Annotated in this window: 19 protein-coding genes and 1 pseudogene; 10 read left to right on the top strand and 10 right to left on the bottom strand. The window is 67.8% G+C overall.

Annotation, left to right across the window (positions count from 1 at the left end; genetic code table 11):
- Positions 1–84: 84 nt before the first annotated feature.
- From JIN95_RS12140 to JIN95_RS12150, 3 genes are all read left to right on the top strand, one after another.
- A complete protein-coding gene (locus JIN95_RS12140; RefSeq protein WP_200531646.1) occupies positions 85–312 on the top strand; it encodes a hypothetical protein in 228 nt (75 codons plus the stop codon).
- Entirely contained in the window at positions 309–887 is a 579-nt protein-coding gene (locus JIN95_RS12145) for a hypothetical protein (protein WP_321169265.1), read from the top strand. The genes JIN95_RS12140 and JIN95_RS12145 overlap by 4 nt, the downstream gene beginning before the upstream one ends.
- 198 nt (positions 888–1,085) lie before the next feature.
- The gene (locus tag JIN95_RS12150) at positions 1,086–1,331 is read left to right on the top strand and encodes a response regulator (protein WP_200531647.1); all 246 of its coding nucleotides are present in this window, start codon (positions 1,086–1,088) and stop codon (positions 1,329–1,331) included.
- 21 nt (positions 1,332–1,352) lie between these two features.
- On the opposite strand, the gene JIN95_RS12155 is transcribed toward JIN95_RS12150, so the two are convergent.
- Entirely contained in the window at positions 1,353–2,183 is an 831-nt protein-coding gene (locus tag JIN95_RS12155; RefSeq protein WP_200530903.1) for an IS5 family transposase, read from the bottom strand.
- Between the two features lie 138 nt (positions 2,184–2,321).
- On the opposite strand from JIN95_RS12155, the gene JIN95_RS12160 reads away from it, so the two are divergent.
- Positions 2,322–3,965: a PAS domain S-box protein gene (locus tag JIN95_RS12160; RefSeq protein WP_200531648.1), complete on the top strand. Its 1,644-nt coding sequence runs from the start codon at positions 2,322–2,324 to the stop codon at positions 3,963–3,965.
- 424 nt (positions 3,966–4,389) lie between these two features.
- On the opposite strand, the gene JIN95_RS12165 is transcribed toward JIN95_RS12160, so the two are convergent.
- The 4 genes from JIN95_RS12165 to JIN95_RS12180 all read right to left on the bottom strand — a co-directional run bounded on the left by JIN95_RS12165 (position 4,390) and on the right by JIN95_RS12180 (position 6,344).
- Entirely contained in the window at positions 4,390–4,533 is a 144-nt protein-coding gene (locus tag JIN95_RS12165; RefSeq protein ID WP_200531649.1) for a hypothetical protein, read from the bottom strand.
- A 66-nt stretch (positions 4,534–4,599) separates the two neighbouring features.
- Positions 4,600–5,775 (bottom strand): LEA type 2 family protein, encoded by a 1,176-nt coding sequence (locus JIN95_RS12170; RefSeq protein WP_200531650.1) that lies wholly within the window; start codon positions 5,773–5,775, stop codon positions 4,600–4,602.
- A gap of 88 nt (positions 5,776–5,863) precedes the next feature.
- Entirely contained in the window at positions 5,864–6,061 is a 198-nt protein-coding gene (locus JIN95_RS12175; protein ID WP_050026971.1) for a DUF5800 family protein, read from the bottom strand.
- A 100-nt stretch (positions 6,062–6,161) separates the two neighbouring features.
- Entirely contained in the window at positions 6,162–6,344 is a 183-nt protein-coding gene (locus tag JIN95_RS12180) for a DUF5786 family protein (protein WP_095635995.1), read from the bottom strand.
- A gap of 176 nt (positions 6,345–6,520) precedes the next feature.
- Between JIN95_RS12180 and JIN95_RS12185 the strand changes: the two genes are divergently transcribed.
- Positions 6,521–7,867 (top strand): polymer-forming cytoskeletal protein, encoded by a 1,347-nt coding sequence (locus JIN95_RS12185; RefSeq protein WP_200531651.1) that lies wholly within the window; start codon positions 6,521–6,523, stop codon positions 7,865–7,867.
- A 32-nt stretch (positions 7,868–7,899) separates the two neighbouring features.
- On the opposite strand, the gene JIN95_RS12190 is transcribed toward JIN95_RS12185, so the two are convergent.
- Positions 7,900–8,664 (bottom strand): ribonuclease H-like domain-containing protein, encoded by a 765-nt coding sequence (locus JIN95_RS12190; protein ID WP_200531652.1) that lies wholly within the window; start codon positions 8,662–8,664, stop codon positions 7,900–7,902.
- A 127-nt stretch (positions 8,665–8,791) separates the two neighbouring features.
- Here JIN95_RS12190 and JIN95_RS12195 point away from each other — a divergent pair, with 127 nt between their 5' ends.
- The 3 genes from JIN95_RS12195 (at position 8,792) to JIN95_RS12205 (ending at position 10,611) form a co-directional block, all read left to right on the top strand.
- Positions 8,792–9,523 (top strand): glycerophosphodiester phosphodiesterase, encoded by a 732-nt coding sequence (locus tag JIN95_RS12195; RefSeq protein ID WP_200531653.1) that lies wholly within the window; start codon positions 8,792–8,794, stop codon positions 9,521–9,523.
- 28 nt (positions 9,524–9,551) lie between these two features.
- A complete protein-coding gene (locus JIN95_RS12200) occupies positions 9,552–10,295 on the top strand; it encodes an SOS response-associated peptidase (protein ID WP_200531654.1) in 744 nt (247 codons plus the stop codon).
- 61 nt (positions 10,296–10,356) lie between these two features.
- Positions 10,357–10,611: a hypothetical protein gene (locus JIN95_RS12205; protein ID WP_095635990.1), complete on the top strand. Its 255-nt coding sequence runs from the start codon at positions 10,357–10,359 to the stop codon at positions 10,609–10,611.
- A 43-nt stretch (positions 10,612–10,654) separates the two neighbouring features.
- On the opposite strand, the gene JIN95_RS12210 is transcribed toward JIN95_RS12205, so the two are convergent.
- The 4 genes from JIN95_RS12210 to JIN95_RS12225 form a co-directional block, all read right to left on the bottom strand.
- Positions 10,655–12,121, bottom strand: a complete 1,467-nt coding sequence (locus JIN95_RS12210; protein WP_200531655.1) for a class I SAM-dependent methyltransferase — start codon at positions 12,119–12,121, stop codon at positions 10,655–10,657.
- A 48-nt stretch (positions 12,122–12,169) separates the two neighbouring features.
- Positions 12,170–12,943 (bottom strand): NAD(P)-binding domain-containing protein, encoded by a 774-nt coding sequence (locus JIN95_RS12215; RefSeq protein ID WP_200531656.1) that lies wholly within the window; start codon positions 12,941–12,943, stop codon positions 12,170–12,172.
- A gap of 85 nt (positions 12,944–13,028) precedes the next feature.
- Positions 13,029–14,270 carry an MFS transporter gene (locus tag JIN95_RS12220; protein WP_200531657.1) on the bottom strand — a complete coding sequence of 414 codons (1,242 nt, stop codon included), beginning with the start codon at positions 14,268–14,270 and terminating at the stop codon, positions 13,029–13,031.
- Between the two features lie 75 nt (positions 14,271–14,345).
- Positions 14,346–15,077, bottom strand: coding sequence for a thioredoxin domain-containing protein (locus JIN95_RS12225; protein WP_200531658.1), 732 nt, complete (start codon positions 15,075–15,077; stop codon positions 14,346–14,348).
- Between the two features lie 164 nt (positions 15,078–15,241).
- Here JIN95_RS12225 and JIN95_RS12230 point away from each other — a divergent pair.
- Both JIN95_RS12230 and JIN95_RS12235 read left to right on the top strand, forming a co-directional pair.
- Positions 15,242–15,535 (top strand): annotated as a pseudogene (locus JIN95_RS12230) (DUF5779 family protein); the annotation flags it as partial.
- Between the two features lie 107 nt (positions 15,536–15,642).
- A complete protein-coding gene (locus JIN95_RS12235) occupies positions 15,643–16,617 on the top strand; it encodes an NDP-sugar synthase (protein WP_095635984.1) in 975 nt (324 codons plus the stop codon).
- The last annotated feature ends 14 nt before the right edge of the window (positions 16,618–16,631 follow it).

The raw sequence follows: 16,631 nt of genomic DNA on the forward strand, positions 1-16,631 counted from the left end.
CCATTCCTATCTTGACTCTATCTTATCGCTACCGAGAGGTATCTATTCGACTAAAAACACCTCCGTCGACGGGGGTGTCGGTGCGTGAGCCTCGGTCACTCCGGTTCGTTCACCGCCGAGAAGGACCGCGAGTGCTTCTGTGACACCTGCGGCGCGCGCTGCACCCGGAGTATCAACGGCGAGCTCGAGTACGGTCACCTGGTCAGATGTCCGAACCGGCCCGACCAGTTCACGATCGGGACCGCTGACGGCGGGCACAAGTACACGCCCGACGACACGGGCGCCGACACCGACGGGGGTGCGTCCGCGTGAGCGACGACGATCTCGATCACGCGAGTTCCGTCGCGAACCAGCTCCGAGTCGCCGAGGAGAACGGGAACCTTCCCGACGAGCTCGCCGACGAGGACGACCAGCTGCGCGAGACGCAGGTACTCTCCGATCTCCACGAGATCAGCGGGCTCTCGTGGATCGGCATCGCGAACCGCGAGGTCGATCTCCTCGCCGACCTCGACGAGCGCACCACCTCACGGATCAGCGTCGCCTACCGCGTGCGATTGACGCCACCGGCGAGGACACGATCACGGAGATCCTCTCCCGCCGCGCCCGTGACGCGCTCGGCGCCGATGCCGTCGACGAAGACGTACTCGCACGCACCGCGCGCCGCTTCGAAGGTGACGCGCGCCGGGCGATCACGGCGCTGCGGTATCTCCGCGAGAACCACCTGCCGAAGCTGGAGCACTACACCCTCGTCGACGTCGAGTATCGCGGCGGGTCGAAGCGGTACTACTTCGTTGGGGTTGCCGGATCGGACCGCGTCCGGAACAGCTCTGATTCGGGATATTCGTCGAGTTATTGTGGGAGTTTTTGTTGATCTACTGGTAGTTTAGGAGGTGCAGCAATATGGTTCTGAACTGACCGTTATCCAGAACAGTACACAAATCAGGTAGTAAACCCACAGTAGTGGACTCTCGTCGCGGCTGAGGTATATTGCTATTCGATCCAGCTCTTTTCAGACACTTAGAATCTGTGCGTCATCATATACGGTCAAGAGACATACGAACTCAGACAGGATGACGACTATTACAGTGTTACACGTCGACGACAACAAAGGCATCCTGAATCTGACTAGCGACTACCTCGAAGACGCCCTCGAAGAACCGGATCTTGAGGTGCGGACGGTACAGCGTCCAGAGGTGGCCCTCGACGTGTTAGCGGAGGAGCCGATCAACTGCGTAGTCAGCGATTACAAGATGGACGAAATGAACGGATTGGAGCTTTTCGAGGCCGTTCGTGAGCGGTATCCGACTCTTCCGTTTATTCGGCTGTGTTGAATCGCTGTAAGGCGTAGAGATTCACTGTTTGACGAAGCGCTTGATGTTGTAGACCATACACATCAGAGCGATCTCACGGAACTCGCGGAACCACGACCGCGCTCGCACGGCGAAGCCGAGCGAGCGCTTGACAGCCGAGTTCACGGTTTCGGTCATAGAGCGCTGGTTGTAGCGGTTATCGTCGATTCTGGCGTTGTGTGCGTGGTCGTACGGTGCGAAGATGCGGTGTTTGATCAGCGGTCTGATCCCGAGATCGCGTAATCCTTCGCGGAGCGATTGCTTGTCGTAGCCCTTATCAGCAGCGAGAGACCGCAGATCGCCCGCGTTCCGGCGGGCGATCTGCTCAGCGAGATCTGCGTCACTTCCTTCTCGGTTGGTTGAGCAGTGAACGTCAAGGACAGCTTGAGACGCTGTATCGACGAGTTTCGTGACTTTCAGCTTCTGAACGTGGTAGCTGATTCGCTGGCAGTAGTGGCGGCTCGCTGCTGAGCGTTCGTAGAACGTGGCGTCGATCGCGGCGTGTTCGGAGAGATCGTGCAGCTGCGCCGACTGGCGCAGCAGCACTCGACAGACGCTCATACTAATCCGGTCGAACGCTTTACACAACGTAGACGGCACGGGGAGATCGGCCGCATCAAGGCCGATCTCCCCGATTATTTGTGGCATCTCTTTGAGTAGGTCGATCGTCATCCGATAGGATGTGTCGAGGTAAATTCGCAGACAGTGGAGGGAAACGAGTGCGTAGTCGGCGAATCCGCCGCCGCCTTCCGGGGCGGCGGATTCGCCTCCATCGCCAGTAACTCTTTGAGCAACCGGCACAACTTCCCCAATGAAGCGGGAGATTTGTGTCATAGGCAACCGAATCTTCCCGCTTCAACGCCTTTGATTTAGCGACCTACCCTGCCGCTGTATGGCGATTCAACACAGCCGTTTATTCTGTTTACCGGAGAAGGATCTGAGAAGATCGCAAGCGAGGCGATCTCGGCTGGCGTGACCGATTATCTCCGCAAGCGGACCGGCACCGAACAGTACGAATTGCTCGCAAACCGTATCGAAAACGCCGTCGCGAGCTACCGCGGCCGGAAGGCCTTGAATCGCCTCGAACGGGCCGAACAGGCGCTGGAACACGCTGCCGACGCGATCCTGATAACCAGTACCGACGGTACCATCAGATACGTGAACCCGGCTTTCGAGCGAGTGACCGGGTACTCAACGGAAGAAGTACTCGGCAGGACACCGGACATCCTCAATTCGGGTGAGCAAAGCGATCAGTACTACGAGCGACTGTGGGACACCATCCTCTCTGGTGAGACCTGGGAGGAAGAGATTATCAACGAACGCAAGGACGGTGAACACTACTGTGCTCACCAGACGATCGCCCCAATCACCGATGACGGGGAGGTCAAGGAGTTCGTCAGCATCCAGCGCGATGTGACCGAGCGTAGTCAGCTCGAAATCCAACTCGAACGGACCGCGACCGCTCTTACGCGGCTCTATGACGTGACCACCGACCAAGACCACTCGCTCGGAGAGCGGATCGACCGCACGCTCGAAATCGGTGCAGAGTACTTCGGCTACTCCATCGGCTATCTCACTCGGATCGATGAGGGAACCCAGGAGATCCGGGCCGCGACCGGAGATCACGACCTCATCCAGCAGGGAGAGACCGACCCGCTGGAGCGGACCTACTGCCGGAAGACCGTCGAGGCCGACGGGCCGGTCGTCTTTCGAGATGCACCGGAAGAGGGCTGGGAAGACGATCCCGCCTATCAGCGGTTCGGTCTCCGGTGTTACCTCGGTGCGAAGGTAATGGTCGACGGGGAGGTCTGGGGAACGCTCTGTTTCGCCGACACGGAATCACGCGATGATCCCATCCTCGAATCTCAGCGATCTGCCGTAAAGGTCCTCGCTCAGTGGATCGGGTACGAACTCGAACGCGAACGCGCCCAGCAGAATCTCCAGCGCGAAAACTCTCGGCTGGAGGAGTTCGCTTCCATCGTCAGCCACGACCTACAAAACCCGCTTCAGGTGGCCAAAGGTCGGGTCTCCATGTTAGAAGACGACCATAGCGGTGAAACGGACACGATCCAGTCTATCGAGCGTTCGCTGGACCGAATGGAGGCGATCATCGAAGATACCCTGACGCTTGCCAGCCAAGGCAAGATCGTCGAAGAAGTCTCAGATGTCGAGATCCAGTCGGTCGCAGCGGAAAGCTGGGAGACCGTCGAGAGCGGTAACGCTACCCTCAATGTGAGGACCGACTTGACTATCCGGGCCGACGACGAGCGCCTGCGACACGTCTTCGAGAACCTCTTTCGTAACGCTGTGGAGCACGGATCGGGCTCCGTTCGAATCGAGGTCGGAGGACTCGAAGACGGCGGGGGGTTCTACGTCGCGGACGACGGTCCGGGTATTCCCGCCGATGAGCGGGAGTCCGTGTTCGAGGCCGGATACTCGACCGACGGCGGGACGGGTATGGGTCTAACGATTATTAAGCGTATTACCGACGCCCACGGCTGGGATGTCTCGGTCAGGGAGAGCGACGCTGGAGGCACACGCTTCGAGATACGCGGTGTATCGGCTGAACATCCGCAACCGGTGGGAGTCTCTGAACCGGCATCACCCTCTATGTGACGCGGTGGACTTTCACTGCGTACTCGGTGGGTGCGACACGGTTTCGTTACCAGTCATCTCGTCGCGTTGTGGGGCCAATAGCGACGGACACCACGCGTTCGGAACGCATGGTTCGTGGACGTATCTCGTGATGTGCCGGCGTCTTTGTGAGCAAGAGCCCGGGGACGGGCGACATCGGGTAGCGCGGGAGCCGAAGCGGGGTCCCTCGTCGAGGTCAACCATCTGGAAACATCTGGAACGGTCTACCTCGCGGACGGTTCGCGGCTCACGACCGTCCGGAACCGGCCGGAACCCCGCGGGTCAGGCTAAACCCCTCCAGACGACCAGCCGCCAGTATGGCCCCGAAGCAACCGGTCCACGGCGGCAGCGCACAGACGAAGGAGTTCGACATCGAGCTCGACGCGGAGGGGATTCGCGACCCCGATCACGCGCTCGCGGTCGTCAGCGTCGGCGCGAACTCCGCGTCGAGATCGCGGCCGCGGACCAGTACGACTGGCAGCTCGACGCGCGGATCGTCGACGGCTCGGTCGAGATCGACCGCGTCTTCTGCGGGGGTGACAGCGTCCACGACGCCGAGATTTCGGACTGGGTCACGCGCATCCCCGGTGTCGCCGTCAATCGGTAACGAACCGGCTCACAGCGGCAACACGCCGTCGTCATCGTCGCCGTCGTCGGTCTCGTTTTCCGTTCCGTCGCCCGACCCGTCGTCGGTGTCGTTTTCGGTGCTCCCGTCGCCGTCGTCGGTTTCGTCGCCGCCGTCGGACGTATCGTCGGTTTCGTCGCCGTCGTCCCCGGAGTCGGAGCCGTCGTCCGACGAGTCGCTCCCGTCTCGCACGTCCTCGCCCTCGCCGAAGATGTCCGTCTCGATCGTCTCCTCGTAGGTGAGCGAGTCGAGGGGAACGGTGACTTCCTCGCCGCTCGGGAACTCGATCACGGCGTAGAACTCGATGCGGAGGCCCGTCACCTGGTGGCCGCGAACGTCCTCGTCGAGGTGGGTGACCCACCAGTCGTCGAGGTGGCGGTTCTGGAGCGCGGTGGTGAACTCGATCGTCTCGGTGCTCTCGGAGGGGATCACGTACCCCTCCTCGGTCTGGCCCGAGCCCATCTCCACCCCGTTCATCGTGATGTCGTAGCCGATCTCGGTGACCGCGTACGGCTCGAAGTTCGGGTTGTACACGGTAAACGCCATGTCGATCGGCGTCTCCGACTCGCTGACGCTCCCCCACTCGCCGCGCGTCTCGTTGACGTAGAGGACGGGGTCGCTCGCCAGCGGGCTGTCGGCGTTCACCGGCCGCGTCTCGTCGGAGTTGAACGCGCCGAGGAGGTCCGTCTCGATCTCGCGGCTCCGCGAGAAGTCGACGCCCCGTCCGAGGCGGTCCGAGGTCGCCGTCGCGTCGATGTCGAGCGTCGTGCGCTCGCCGTTGCGGACGTGGCTCACCCACCACGGCGGAATCCCGTCGTTCCGCAGCTGCGTTTCCAGCGCCAGCGTTGAGTTTCCGGTGCCGACGCGAACGCCCTCTCGGCCGCCCTGCGCCATCTCGATGTCGTTCATCGAGACCGTGTAGTTCACCGAGACGCCGTCGAGGCCGACGCCGACGGGATTGGGGTTCGAAACGACCAGATCCGTCTCGATCTCCGTGGTCTCGTTCGTCACGTTCCCGAACGTGTTGTCGACGGCGGCGACGCTCGGCACGCCGAGTATCCCGAGGGCGAACGCCCCGCCGACGGCCCCGCCGACGACGAGCAGTCCGAGGAGCGCGATCTTGAGCTTCGAGCCGACGAGCGCGGAGACGGCGTCGCTCGGGTCCATACTCGGTCAACCCCGTCGGATCGTAAAATCGTACCGCATCGTCACCGGATCGCACACCGGTCGGATCGCCAACAGCCCCCAGGGCGGCCTACAACACGTCGCCGATCCGCACGGGTTCGCCGTCGAGGTCGGGCTCTTCCGCGACGATCTGTAAGACCTCGTGGTCGGTGACGTCGCGGTACCCCTTTCCGGTCGCCTCTTCGATCAGGTCCTTGTCGAGTTCGAACTCGGTACCCTCGTAGACGACGTCGACGCCGTCGTCGGTGAACGTCAGGTCGGTGCTCATGGAAGTCGGTAGGTCGCGACCGGATAAAAGGGGCGTGACACGGCGGGGATGCGATACGGCGGCGATCGACTCGAAGACGGTTCTCGCGTTGCGCAGGGGGTTACTCGTCGTCCGCGTCGTCTTTCATCTCCGAGAGACGCCCGACCAGATCGTCGGTCGACGCGCCGCCCTCGATGGAGACCTCGCCGTCGTGGTCGTTCTCGTGGACGTTCACGGCGCCGTCGTCGTCGGTGTCCACGTCCTGGTCCTTCTGCTCGCTCTCGTCGTACGATCCGAATCCCATGTCTGAGCCTTCCGCGCCGGCCTGAAAAGGGTAGTGACACCGGGACGGTTCGGCAACGCCCCGCACACGGAGCGTGCGGAGCGGTGCGGGCGCGGCGGCCACGGAGCGTCCGGAGTCGTCCGACGGGCGTCGGACGACCCCACACGGTTTATACGGGCGGAGGGAGTGTTCACGGTGTGTCGCTGAGGGGAGGCGGTCCGGTAGAGGAGCTCGCCGTCCCGTCCGGGACGACCGTCGAGGAGCACGACCTCGTCACCGACGGCGACGTGCTCGTGGGCGGCCAGTCGACCGTGGAGTTCGGGCTCCGCGGGCGCAACGTCGCCCTGGGCGAGCGCGTGAGCGTCGAGAACGACATCGAGGCCGAGGGCGACTGCCGGCTCGACACGTGGTGTTCCGTCGACGGCAACGTCCTCGTCGGCGAGGACGCGTACCTCGGCGAGCGCGTGCACATCACCGGCCGGCTGATGGTCTCCGGCGACCTCGACATCGGCGACGACGTGACGATCGAGGAGGGGTTCGAGGCGAACGGCTGGATCGTCATCCGGAACCCCGTCCCCACCCTCGTCTTCTACTTCATCGTCCTCTCTCAGCTCTTGCGGCTCGGCGAGACCGACGCGGCCGACGACCTCGCGGAGGCGCTCGCGGACGGCGAGGAGGTTCGCGACCCCCTACTGATTCCGCGGGGCGCCGAGATCTCCGACGACGCGTGGCGCGTCTCGACCCCCGCGACGGTCGGCGACGACTGCCGGCTCCACGGCAACCTCCGCGCGGAGTCGATCCGCGTCGGCGAACGGAACGAGGTGTTCGGCTCCCTCCGCGCCCGCGAGGAGATCACGGTCGGCGCGGACACGACGATCCACGGCGACGTGACCACCCGCGGCGGAACCGTCACGGTCGAGGCCGGCGCGCGGGTCCTCGGCGACGTCTCCGCCGGCGACCTCGTCGTGCACGACGGCGCCCAGATCGACGGGACCCTCCGCGCCCGCGGCGAGATGAAACTCGTCCAGGAGACCGAGAGGGACGAATCGAACGAAGGCGACCGTGGGGACGAAGGGGCGAGAGAGTCGAACGAAGGCGACGGCGCCGACGAAGAGGCGGACGAAGACGACGACACGGACGAAGAAACGGGCCAAGCTGAGGAGGGTGAGAGCGCCGAGGAAGACGAGGACGAGGAATCGGCCGACGACGCCGCGAGCGACCCGGAATCTGACGCGGAGAGGTCTGACGATGAGCGGGCCGACTCCGAGACCACGGACTCCGAGACCACGGACTCCGAGCCGGGGGACGAAACGGACGAGGAGGACGCGACAGCTCCCGAGCCGGCGGCCGACGGGGAAGGTGCCGATCCCGCGGAGTCAGATGCGGATCCGTCCGATACCGAGGAGGCCGATTCCGACGACGCGGAGGCTGCGGAGGCCGATTCCGACGACGCGGAGGCTGCGGAGGCCGATTCCGACGACGCGGAGGCTGCGGAGGCCGATTCCGACACCGAAGACGTCGATGCCGACGCGGAAGCGACGTAGCCGCGAGAGGCCCGCTATCGGGGCGACAGCCGCTATCCTTCGACGGTCCCGCCGACGAACACGTCCTCGTGGAGCGTCTCGGTGACGACGTCCGCGAGGGTCCGGAGGTTCTCCGTGTCCTCGCGGTTGTACGAGACGAGCCGATCGAGCGCGTCGTCGTCGCCGCGCTCGTACTCCCGCCAGAGCCGGACGGCGTCGCGGCCCGAAATGTCCGGGCGATCCCGCTCGATCCCGATCTCCTTCTCGATCGGTTTTAGCCCGCCGGAGAGCCCGATCCGCTTGCAGGGGTACATGAGATCGAGGTGCGGCGTGTCGATCTCGATATCGAAGGCGGTCTCCAGGAACGGCACGTCGAAGCGGGCCCCGTTGAACGTCGCGAGCAGACTCGCGTCGGCGAACCGCTCGCGGAGCCGCCGCGCGGTCAGGTCCTCGCCGGCGACGAGCGTCGTCGTCTCGCCGTCTTGGTGGAAGCTCACCGTCGTCACCTGGTCGCGGTGCTCGTCGAGGCCGGTCGTCTCGATGTCGAAGAAGCAGGTCTCCTCGCGGAAGTTCTCGTAGAGCCGCCAGCGCTCCCCGCTCGGGAAGGCGCGGTCGAAGTAGGCGGCGTCGCCGTCGTCGAGCCGCGTCAGCGACTCGGCGATGAACGACTCGATCCGGTCGGCGGTGGTCGATCCGACGCCGGCGACGTCGACCGCGGGATCGAACGCCTCCCACGTGGTGACGCCGCGCTCCCAGAGGCGCCGCTCGGTCGTCTCGCCGACCCCCTCGACCGGGATGAAGCTGTTCTCGATGCGCATGTCCGTCTCCGGGCGACGCGCGGCTAAAAAGTCGGCGGGTGCGTGGCCGCGCGGCGCCGTCCGGCTGGCGTACCACGCCCCGTCACGAGGGGATCCGTTAACTCGCTCCGCCGCCGACGAGGAGGCGATGACGCGACCACCGGCGGCGCTGATCGGCCATCGCGGCTGCGCCGGCCAATACCCGGAGAACACCGTCGCCGCGATAGAGCGAGCCGCGCCGCACGTCGACGCCGTCGAGATCGACGTGCGCCGGTGCGCGACCGGGGAGCTCGTCGTCTTCCACGACGCGGAGCTCGATCGGCTGACCGCGGGGACCGGACTTGTCTCGGACGCGGCGTGGTCCGACCTCCGGGAGCTGACCGTGCTCGACTCCGGGGAGCCGATCCCGCTGCTCGCCGACGCGCTCGCCGCCGCCCCGGCCGGGACCGCCGTCAACGTCGAGATCAAGGAGTCGAGCGTCGCCGCCGACGCCCTCGCCGTCGCCCGCAGCGCGGACGCAGAGGTGTGGTTCTCGTCGTTCCGGCCGGGGGTCTTGGAGTCACTGCGGGAGCTCGATCCCGACGCGGACTTGGCACTGCTCGTCGCCGACGCAGACGTCGACGGCGGCCGCACGGTCGAGCGCGTGAAGCGGGTGATCGACCGCGCGGTCGCGTTGGACTGCGTCGCGATCCATCCCGAAATCGACCTCGCGGCCGAGCCGGGGTTCGTGGCGCCCGCGAACGAGGCCGGTCTGGCCGTGAACGCGTGGACGGTCGCCGACCGCGCCGACGCCGAGCGGCTCCTCGACGCCGGCGTCGACGGGATCATCGCGGACCGGTGGGACGTGCTCGGAGATGCGGCCAGACCGTCGCGGAGTTAAGTGTCTCCCGCGCCAATCGCCGCCATCGATGTGTGGCCGTTACACCCTCTTCACTTCCACCGCCGACCTCGAGTCCCGGTTCGACGCCGATTTCGGCGACCACGAGCCGAGCTACAACTGCGCGCCCGGACAGGACCTCCCGGTGATCGCCGACGAGGACCCGACAGCCGCGACGCGGATGGAGTGGGGACTCACGCCCTCGTGGGCCGACGAGTCGTTCGACCTCATCAACGCCCGCGCGGAGACGGTCCGCGAGAAGCGGAGCTTCGCCGACGCCTTCGAGCGGCGGCGGTGTCTCGTCCCCGCGGACGGGTTCTACGAGTGGGTCGAGGGTGGACGGCGAGGCGACGATAGAGACGCCGGCAGCGGCGCCGGGAAGACCCCCTACCGCGTCGCCTTCGAGGACGACCGCCCGTTCGCGATGGCGGGGCTCTACGAGCGGTGGGAGCCGCCCGAGCCGGAGACGACGCAGACGGGGCTCGGCGCGTTCGGCGGCGGCGCGGGCGAAGGCGGCGAGGACGGCGACACCGGGCCCGTAGAGACGTTCACGATCGTCACGACCGAGCCGAACGCGCTCGTCGACGACCTCCATCACCGGATGGCGGTGATCCTCGATCCGAGCGAAGAGGAGACGTGGCTCCGGGGCGACCCCGACGAGGCCGCCGCGCTGCTCGACCCGTATCCGGCCGACGAGATGACGGCGTATCCGGTCTCGACGCGCGTGAACTCGCCGGGCGTCGACGCGCCGGAGCTGATCGAGCCGGTGGGGTGATGGCCCCACAACGTGTCCGCTGGAGGTAATCTTTATATTTCTGTTAGGTAAACGAGGAGTGATGCCCTCCGTCCTCCAAGTCGGCGTTCCCGGCGGCGCGGAACTGATCGTCGTCCTCCTCCTCGCCGCGGTGGCGGCCGTCGCGGCGGTGTGCGCCTCCCTGATCATCTATCTCGACGCGGTGGAGCGAAACAGCGGCCACGTGCTCGCGTGGACGATCGCCGCGCTTCTGGGCGGCGTCGTGGTCTGGACGCTTTACCTCGTCGTCCGCGACGAGGTCGGCGGAAACGGGTTGACCGCGAGCAGTCGACCGTGACCCCGGTTCGAGGCTCCTCCGCGATCGGAGGGCCGCGGCCCGGTCAGGGCGCGACCAAGTCAACGACCGTCTCGTCGTCGACGACCACGTTGTACGCCCCCTCGTCGTCGTTCCAGAGCACGAGCCCGTTCTCGACGAAGACCACGGAGCCGTAGTCGGCCGCCCGAAGGTCGTCGTTGAGGACGGTCTCTCGCGTGCAGACGAGGTAGTGGTCGACCGCCTGCGAGCCGTCGCCGACGCGGTAGAGGGCGTTGTCGCCGTCGCTCAGGTCGTGGCTCAGCTTCACGGCGAGGTAGTTCACGCGGTCGGTGACGTGGTCCTCGGAGTCGGCCATGCGCGCACAGCGGTCGGCGGTCGCCTGAACGTCCACCCGCCGTTTTCCGTCGGGGCGCAAGATTGCGTACGCGAACTGCACGTCGACGTTGACGAACTCGCCCGGTTCGTCGCCGGAGCCGCGCTCGGCCGCCTCGTCGAGTCGGCGCTGGAACGGCGGGACCTCGAGATCGTCGGCCACGTCGAACGACCACCCGCCGTCCGAGGGCGTCGCGTTCGGCCAGAGCCGGAGCGCGGGCGCGTACGCCGACACCCCGCTCTCGGGGGTCGCGACCGCGCGCTCCACGTCCCGGAGCCCCATGGCGGTGTTGCGGTCGGCGGGCGCGAACGCGACGACGCTCCCGTCGTCCGCGAGCCGGCCGAGCGCGGCCTCGACGACCGCCACCGGGTCGTCGAGCTCCGAGAGGACGTTCCCGAACACGACCAGATCGAACTCCTCGGGGACTGCGTCGCGCGCCGCCGCGTCCCCGCCCTCCGGTCCGCCGCCGCCGTCGGTCCCGAGGAACGACTCGGCCGTCGCCTCGTGGATCGTCGGCCGGAAGTTCCGGCCGGTCTCGCCGAGCACGTGGTCGAGCACGTCGGCGGCCGCGCTCGGTTCGACGGCGTGGTAGTCGACGACGGCGTCGTCGGGGAGGTAGTCGTGGAGCCCCAGGGCGGGACCGCCGACCCCGGCCCCCACGTCGAGGACGCGGAGGGTCCGGTCGAGCAGCGCGTTCTCGACGAGGTCGTCGAGGACGTAGCCGATCGTCGCGTAGTAGGCCGGCAGGTGGTAGATCGCGTAGCCGAGCGCCGCGACGCGGTCGTACGCTACGTCGTTGCCGTAGAGGTAGTCGTCCTTCAGCCGGCGCACGGCCTCGCGCAGCTCCGCGCCGGACTCCCCGCGGTGCCAGTTCGCGCCGAACTCGCGGACGAGCAGGTCTTCGAGGGCGAACGAGTACTCCTCGGGGAACGCCGTCGGCGCCCAGCCGGGCGCCGCGACGGGCTCGTCGGGGACCGGCTCGAACGCGCCGTCCTCGCGCTCGCGGAGTCGGAGGTCGAACGCCTCCTCGCGGAGCGTCTCGCGGACGACCGCGGGGTGGGCGCCGCCCTCGATGTACTCCGCGATCTCCTCGGGGTCGATCGGTCTGACGTTGCGCAGGTAGTTGGCGTTGTTCCGGACGGCTGCTCTGTCTATCATGAAATCACTGGGTGGTCGGTCGGCTCACTCGTGTCGCTCGGCCTCTGCTCACTCGTGTCGCTCGCGTTCCTCGCGGTCGCCGCGGGCCGCCTCGTACAGGTCGGCGAACGCCTCCGGGTCGGCGTCGGCGATCTCGCGGGCCGCCGCGGCAACGTCGTCGGCCCCGTCGAAGGCGCGCTGTATCTCGGCGTACACCGCGGGCGACCCCTCGGTGACGGTGTCGGCGACGTCGTCGAGCGCGGCGGAGACCGGGGTGTGGAACTCCTCGCGCACGTCGTCGCCCGCGAGCCGCCACGCGAGCACGGCCGCGTGCGCGCCGGCCTGCACCGTCTCCATCGCGTCGTCGTGCTCCGCGGGCGTCGTCTCGAACACCTCGTTGCCGCCGGCCTCGATCGCCGCCGCGATCCCCTCGACGACCGGGCCGCCCTCGTCGACGACCGCGGCGACGTTGCCGGGGACGCGCGGCGGGGCGAACAGCGGGTGGTAGCTCGCGCGTTCGAGCCCCGGGGCGTGCTCGCGCATCGCCGCGACCGCGTCGGTCATCTCCCCGGAGACGTCGAGGATCGCCCGCTCCGCGCGGGGGGCGTACGCCTCGACGGCGGCGGGGACGGCCGACATCGGCACCGCGAGACACACCGCGTCGTGGGCGGTGTCGCCGTCGGTCGGGACCGTCTCCGCGCCGCGCGGCGCGGCCGCGTCGGCGGCCACGTCGGGGTCCCTGTCGGCGAAGGAGACGGTCGCGTCGACCGGCGACTCGTCGGCCGACACCGTGTCGGCGATCCAGCGGCCGATCTCGCCGGCGCCCACCACGAGGAGGTCCATCTGTCGTCCGTACGGAGGGGGCGAGCGCCTTAAAAAGACTCGACTCGGCCGGGTGGCACGGCCCTCCTTCCGCTCGCGATCGGGCTCACTCCGACGGCGACCGGCCGGTCCCGCCGCCGAGTCCGAGGAGGCCGCCGCCGGGCGCGATCGCTTTGACGGCCGGGAACAGCGCCAGCGCGATGGCGAGTTCGAGGCCGCCGACCGCGAGGAACGCCGGCGTGTAGCCGAACGCGTCGGTCGCGCTCCCGCCGATGAGGAAGCCGGCGAGGAAGCCGAGCGAGCCGAACACGTTGAACAGCCCCATCGCCGCGCCGCGGGCTTCCGGCTCGACCAGATCCGTGACGAGCGCCATCGTCGCCGGCGCCATCAGCGCGCCGCAGACGCCGACGAACACCATGAGCGCGGCCGCGAGGGGATAGATCGGCGCCGCGCCGACACCGATCGTCACGATCCCGTACGCGACCGAGCCGAACACGACCGGGAGGAAGCGCCCGACCCGGTCCGACAGCGAGCCGAACGGGGCCTGTAACACCGCGAAGGGGACGAAGAACAGCGCGAGCGTCGCGCCCGCCGCCCCGGCGGAGAGGCCGAACGTCTCGGGGTCCTGGAAGTAGTAGACGCCGACCAGGGCGAAGAAGCCGGCCGTGAGTCGGTCGACGAAGCCGAACGCGAGCGGGACCATGAGTCCCCGGGTCGTCCGCGCCCGGGCGAGCACGTCGCGGAAGCCCACGTCGTCTTCGGGGCGTTCCCCTCCGGCGACGACCCGGTCGTCGACGGTGGCCGCGATCAGTCCCGACCCCGCCAGCACCGCGGCGCCGGCGTAGACGGGGTAGAAGGCGTTTATGTCGGCGAGCGTCCCGCCCACGACCGATCCGACCGCCGCGCCGAGCCCGATCGCGACGCCGGCGGTCCCCATGTTGCGGCCGTTGCCGCCCTCCAGATCCATCAGCGAGGTGATCGCCAGCGAGAAGGCGCCGATGGTGAGCGCGCCGCCGACGACTCGGACCGCGAGCGCCGCCCGGAAGCCGAACGCGAGCTCGGGGACCGCGGCGAGCGCGACGTACGAGGCCGCGCCGCCGACGGCGCCGGCGACGATCAGCGGCGCCCGCCGCCCGAGCGCGTCGCTGGCGGCGCCCCAGACGACCGCGAAGGAGACGAACGCGCCGAACTCCGCGACGAGGAACCACATCCCGGCGTCGATGCCGGCGGGGGCGCCGAGCGCGACCACGAGGTCCGGAACCCCCGGGTACAGGAGCACCTGCGAGATCAGCACGGCGAGCACGACGGCGCCCAGCCGCCGCCGGTCGCCGCGGTCGTCCCCCGTCATCTACTTATAAAACGCGCCGGACGCTCAAAAGGCCGACGCTCGGGCCGAACCGCGACTGACGCGGCGTGTGCCCGCCTACAGCGCCGACTCGATCGCCGCCGCGATGGCGTCCGCGTCGGCCCCGTCGACCGCCTCGCCGTTCACGAAGATCGTCGGCGTCCCCCTGAGCCCCATCGACACCCCCTCGCTCCGGTCACTCACGGAGGCCTCCCCGTACGCCGCGAACCGCGCGTCGGCGATGGCCGCGCAGGGGTCCGCGCCGGCGGTCTCCGCGGCGGCGCCGATCGCCTCTCCGCTGTAGCTCCCCTGCGATTCGTAGACGGCCGACGAGAACTCGAAGTACGCCTCGTCTCCCTCCCGGTCGCCGACCCCGCGGGCCGCGCTGGCGACGGGGACCGCCCACCGCTCGTCGACGGGGATCGGGAAGTCCCACTGCTCGTACCGGACCTCGCCGGGATCGACGTACTCCTCGCGGACCGTCGGGAACTCCTCCAGCTTGTAGGTCGCGCAGTGCGGACACGTGAAGTCCTCGAACGCCTGCACGACCACGTCGGCGTCGGGGTCGCCGAGGGTCGGCCGGTAGCCGAGGTCCGGGCCCTCCGGCTCGGTCAGGTCGCAGTCGTACTGGCCGGGATCGAGGTCGACGCCGCCGAGGTCGAGGCCGTCATCGCCGTCGCTGCCCCCGTCGCTGCTTCCGTCGCCGGTTCCGCCGCCACCGCCGCCGCTTCCGCCGCCGAGACAGCCGGCCGCGCCGACGACGCCGGCCGCCGCGGCCCCCGCGAGCAGGGACCGTCGCGTGTGTTCCATACCGCCGATCCGGTCGGAGCGCACTTAACCGCACCGAGAGGGGAAATCGGCGGGCGGCGAAGGGGAGTTCCGCGGCGGGCCGGCCCGGCTCTCGTGCCGCCGGGCCGCCGGGGGTGACGTGAACGCGTCCGAACGTTTTTGCCGCCGCCTCGCGACCCTGAGGTATGAGCGACTGGGACCTCGATCTACGCGACGCCGAAGAGCAGATGGACGAGGCGTTCGCGGCCGCCGGCGACGTCGTCCTCGGCGTCCTTGACGGGACGACCGACCCCGACGAGTGGGTCCGCAGCGTCGACTACGGGAACACCCTCGTGTTGTCCGTCGACGGCGACCTCAACGAGCTGGCCGCGGGGTTCGCGCGCGAGGTCAAGGACATGGGCGGCGAGCTGATGCACTTCCGCGGCTTCCTGATCGTCACGCCGCCCGGCGTCACCATCGACACCGACCGGCTGAGCGAGTAGGGTCGCGCCCCCCGCCAGCGATCGTCGCGATCGCCACTTCACTCCGGTTTTCGACCGTTGACAGGAGCACAAGAAGTATGGCACCGGGGTGAGACGAGACCCGTATGAAAGCAGTCGTACTCGCTGGGGGGTATGCGACCAGGCTCTGGCCGATCACCGAGACCCGGCCGAAGATGTTCCTGCCGGTCGGCGAGAACACCGTCATCGACGAGATCTTCGAGGACCTCGAGGCCGACGACCGCGTCGACGAGGTGTTCGTCTCGACGAACGAGCGCTTCGCCGACACGTTCGCGGAGTACATCGCCGACAGCCCGTTCGAGAAGCCGACCCTCTCGGTCGAGGAGACCGTCGAGGAGGACGAGAAGTTCGGCGTCGTCGGGGCGCTCGCCCAGCTCGTCGAGCGCGAGGGCGTCGACGACGACCTGATCGTCGTCGCCGGCGACAACATGATCAGCTTCGATCTGGGCGAGTTCGCCGACTTCTTCGAGTCGAAGGGGACGCCGACGCTGGCCGCCTACGACGTCGAGGACCGCGAGCGAGCCAAGTCGTACGGGCTCGTCGAGCTCGACGGCGACGAGGTCGTGAACTTCCAAGAGAAGCCCGACGATCCGAAGAGCACGCTCGTCTCCATCGCCTGCTACGCGTTCCCCGCCGAGACGCTGCCGGACCTCTCGACGTACCTGGAAGACGGGAACAACCCCGACGAGCCGGGCTGGTTCCTCCAGTGGCTCCAAGAGCGCGGCGCGGTCCACGCGTTCACCTTCGACGGCGCGTGGTTCGACATCGGCACCGCCGCCAGCTACCTCGACGCGGTGGAGTACGCCCTGGAGGGCGGCACGCTCGTCGCCGACGACGCCACCGTCGAGAACTCCGAGCTCGGCGACGTGGTCCACGTCATGTCGGGCGCGACCGTCACCGACTCGACGCTCGAACGCACCGTCGTCTTCCCGGACGCGACGATCACGGACTCGAAGATCCGAAACTCCGTGCTCGACGAGGGCGTCACCCTGGAGAACGTGGACCTCTCCGGCGCGCTGATCGGCTCGTACACCTCGATCACCGAGGGCGACGAGTTCTAACGCGGCGTCATCGA

It is taken from the genome of Halorubrum sp. LN27, assembly GCF_016635065.1.
GTDB lineage: Archaea > Halobacteriota > Halobacteria > Halobacteriales > Haloferacaceae > Halorubrum > Halorubrum salipaludis.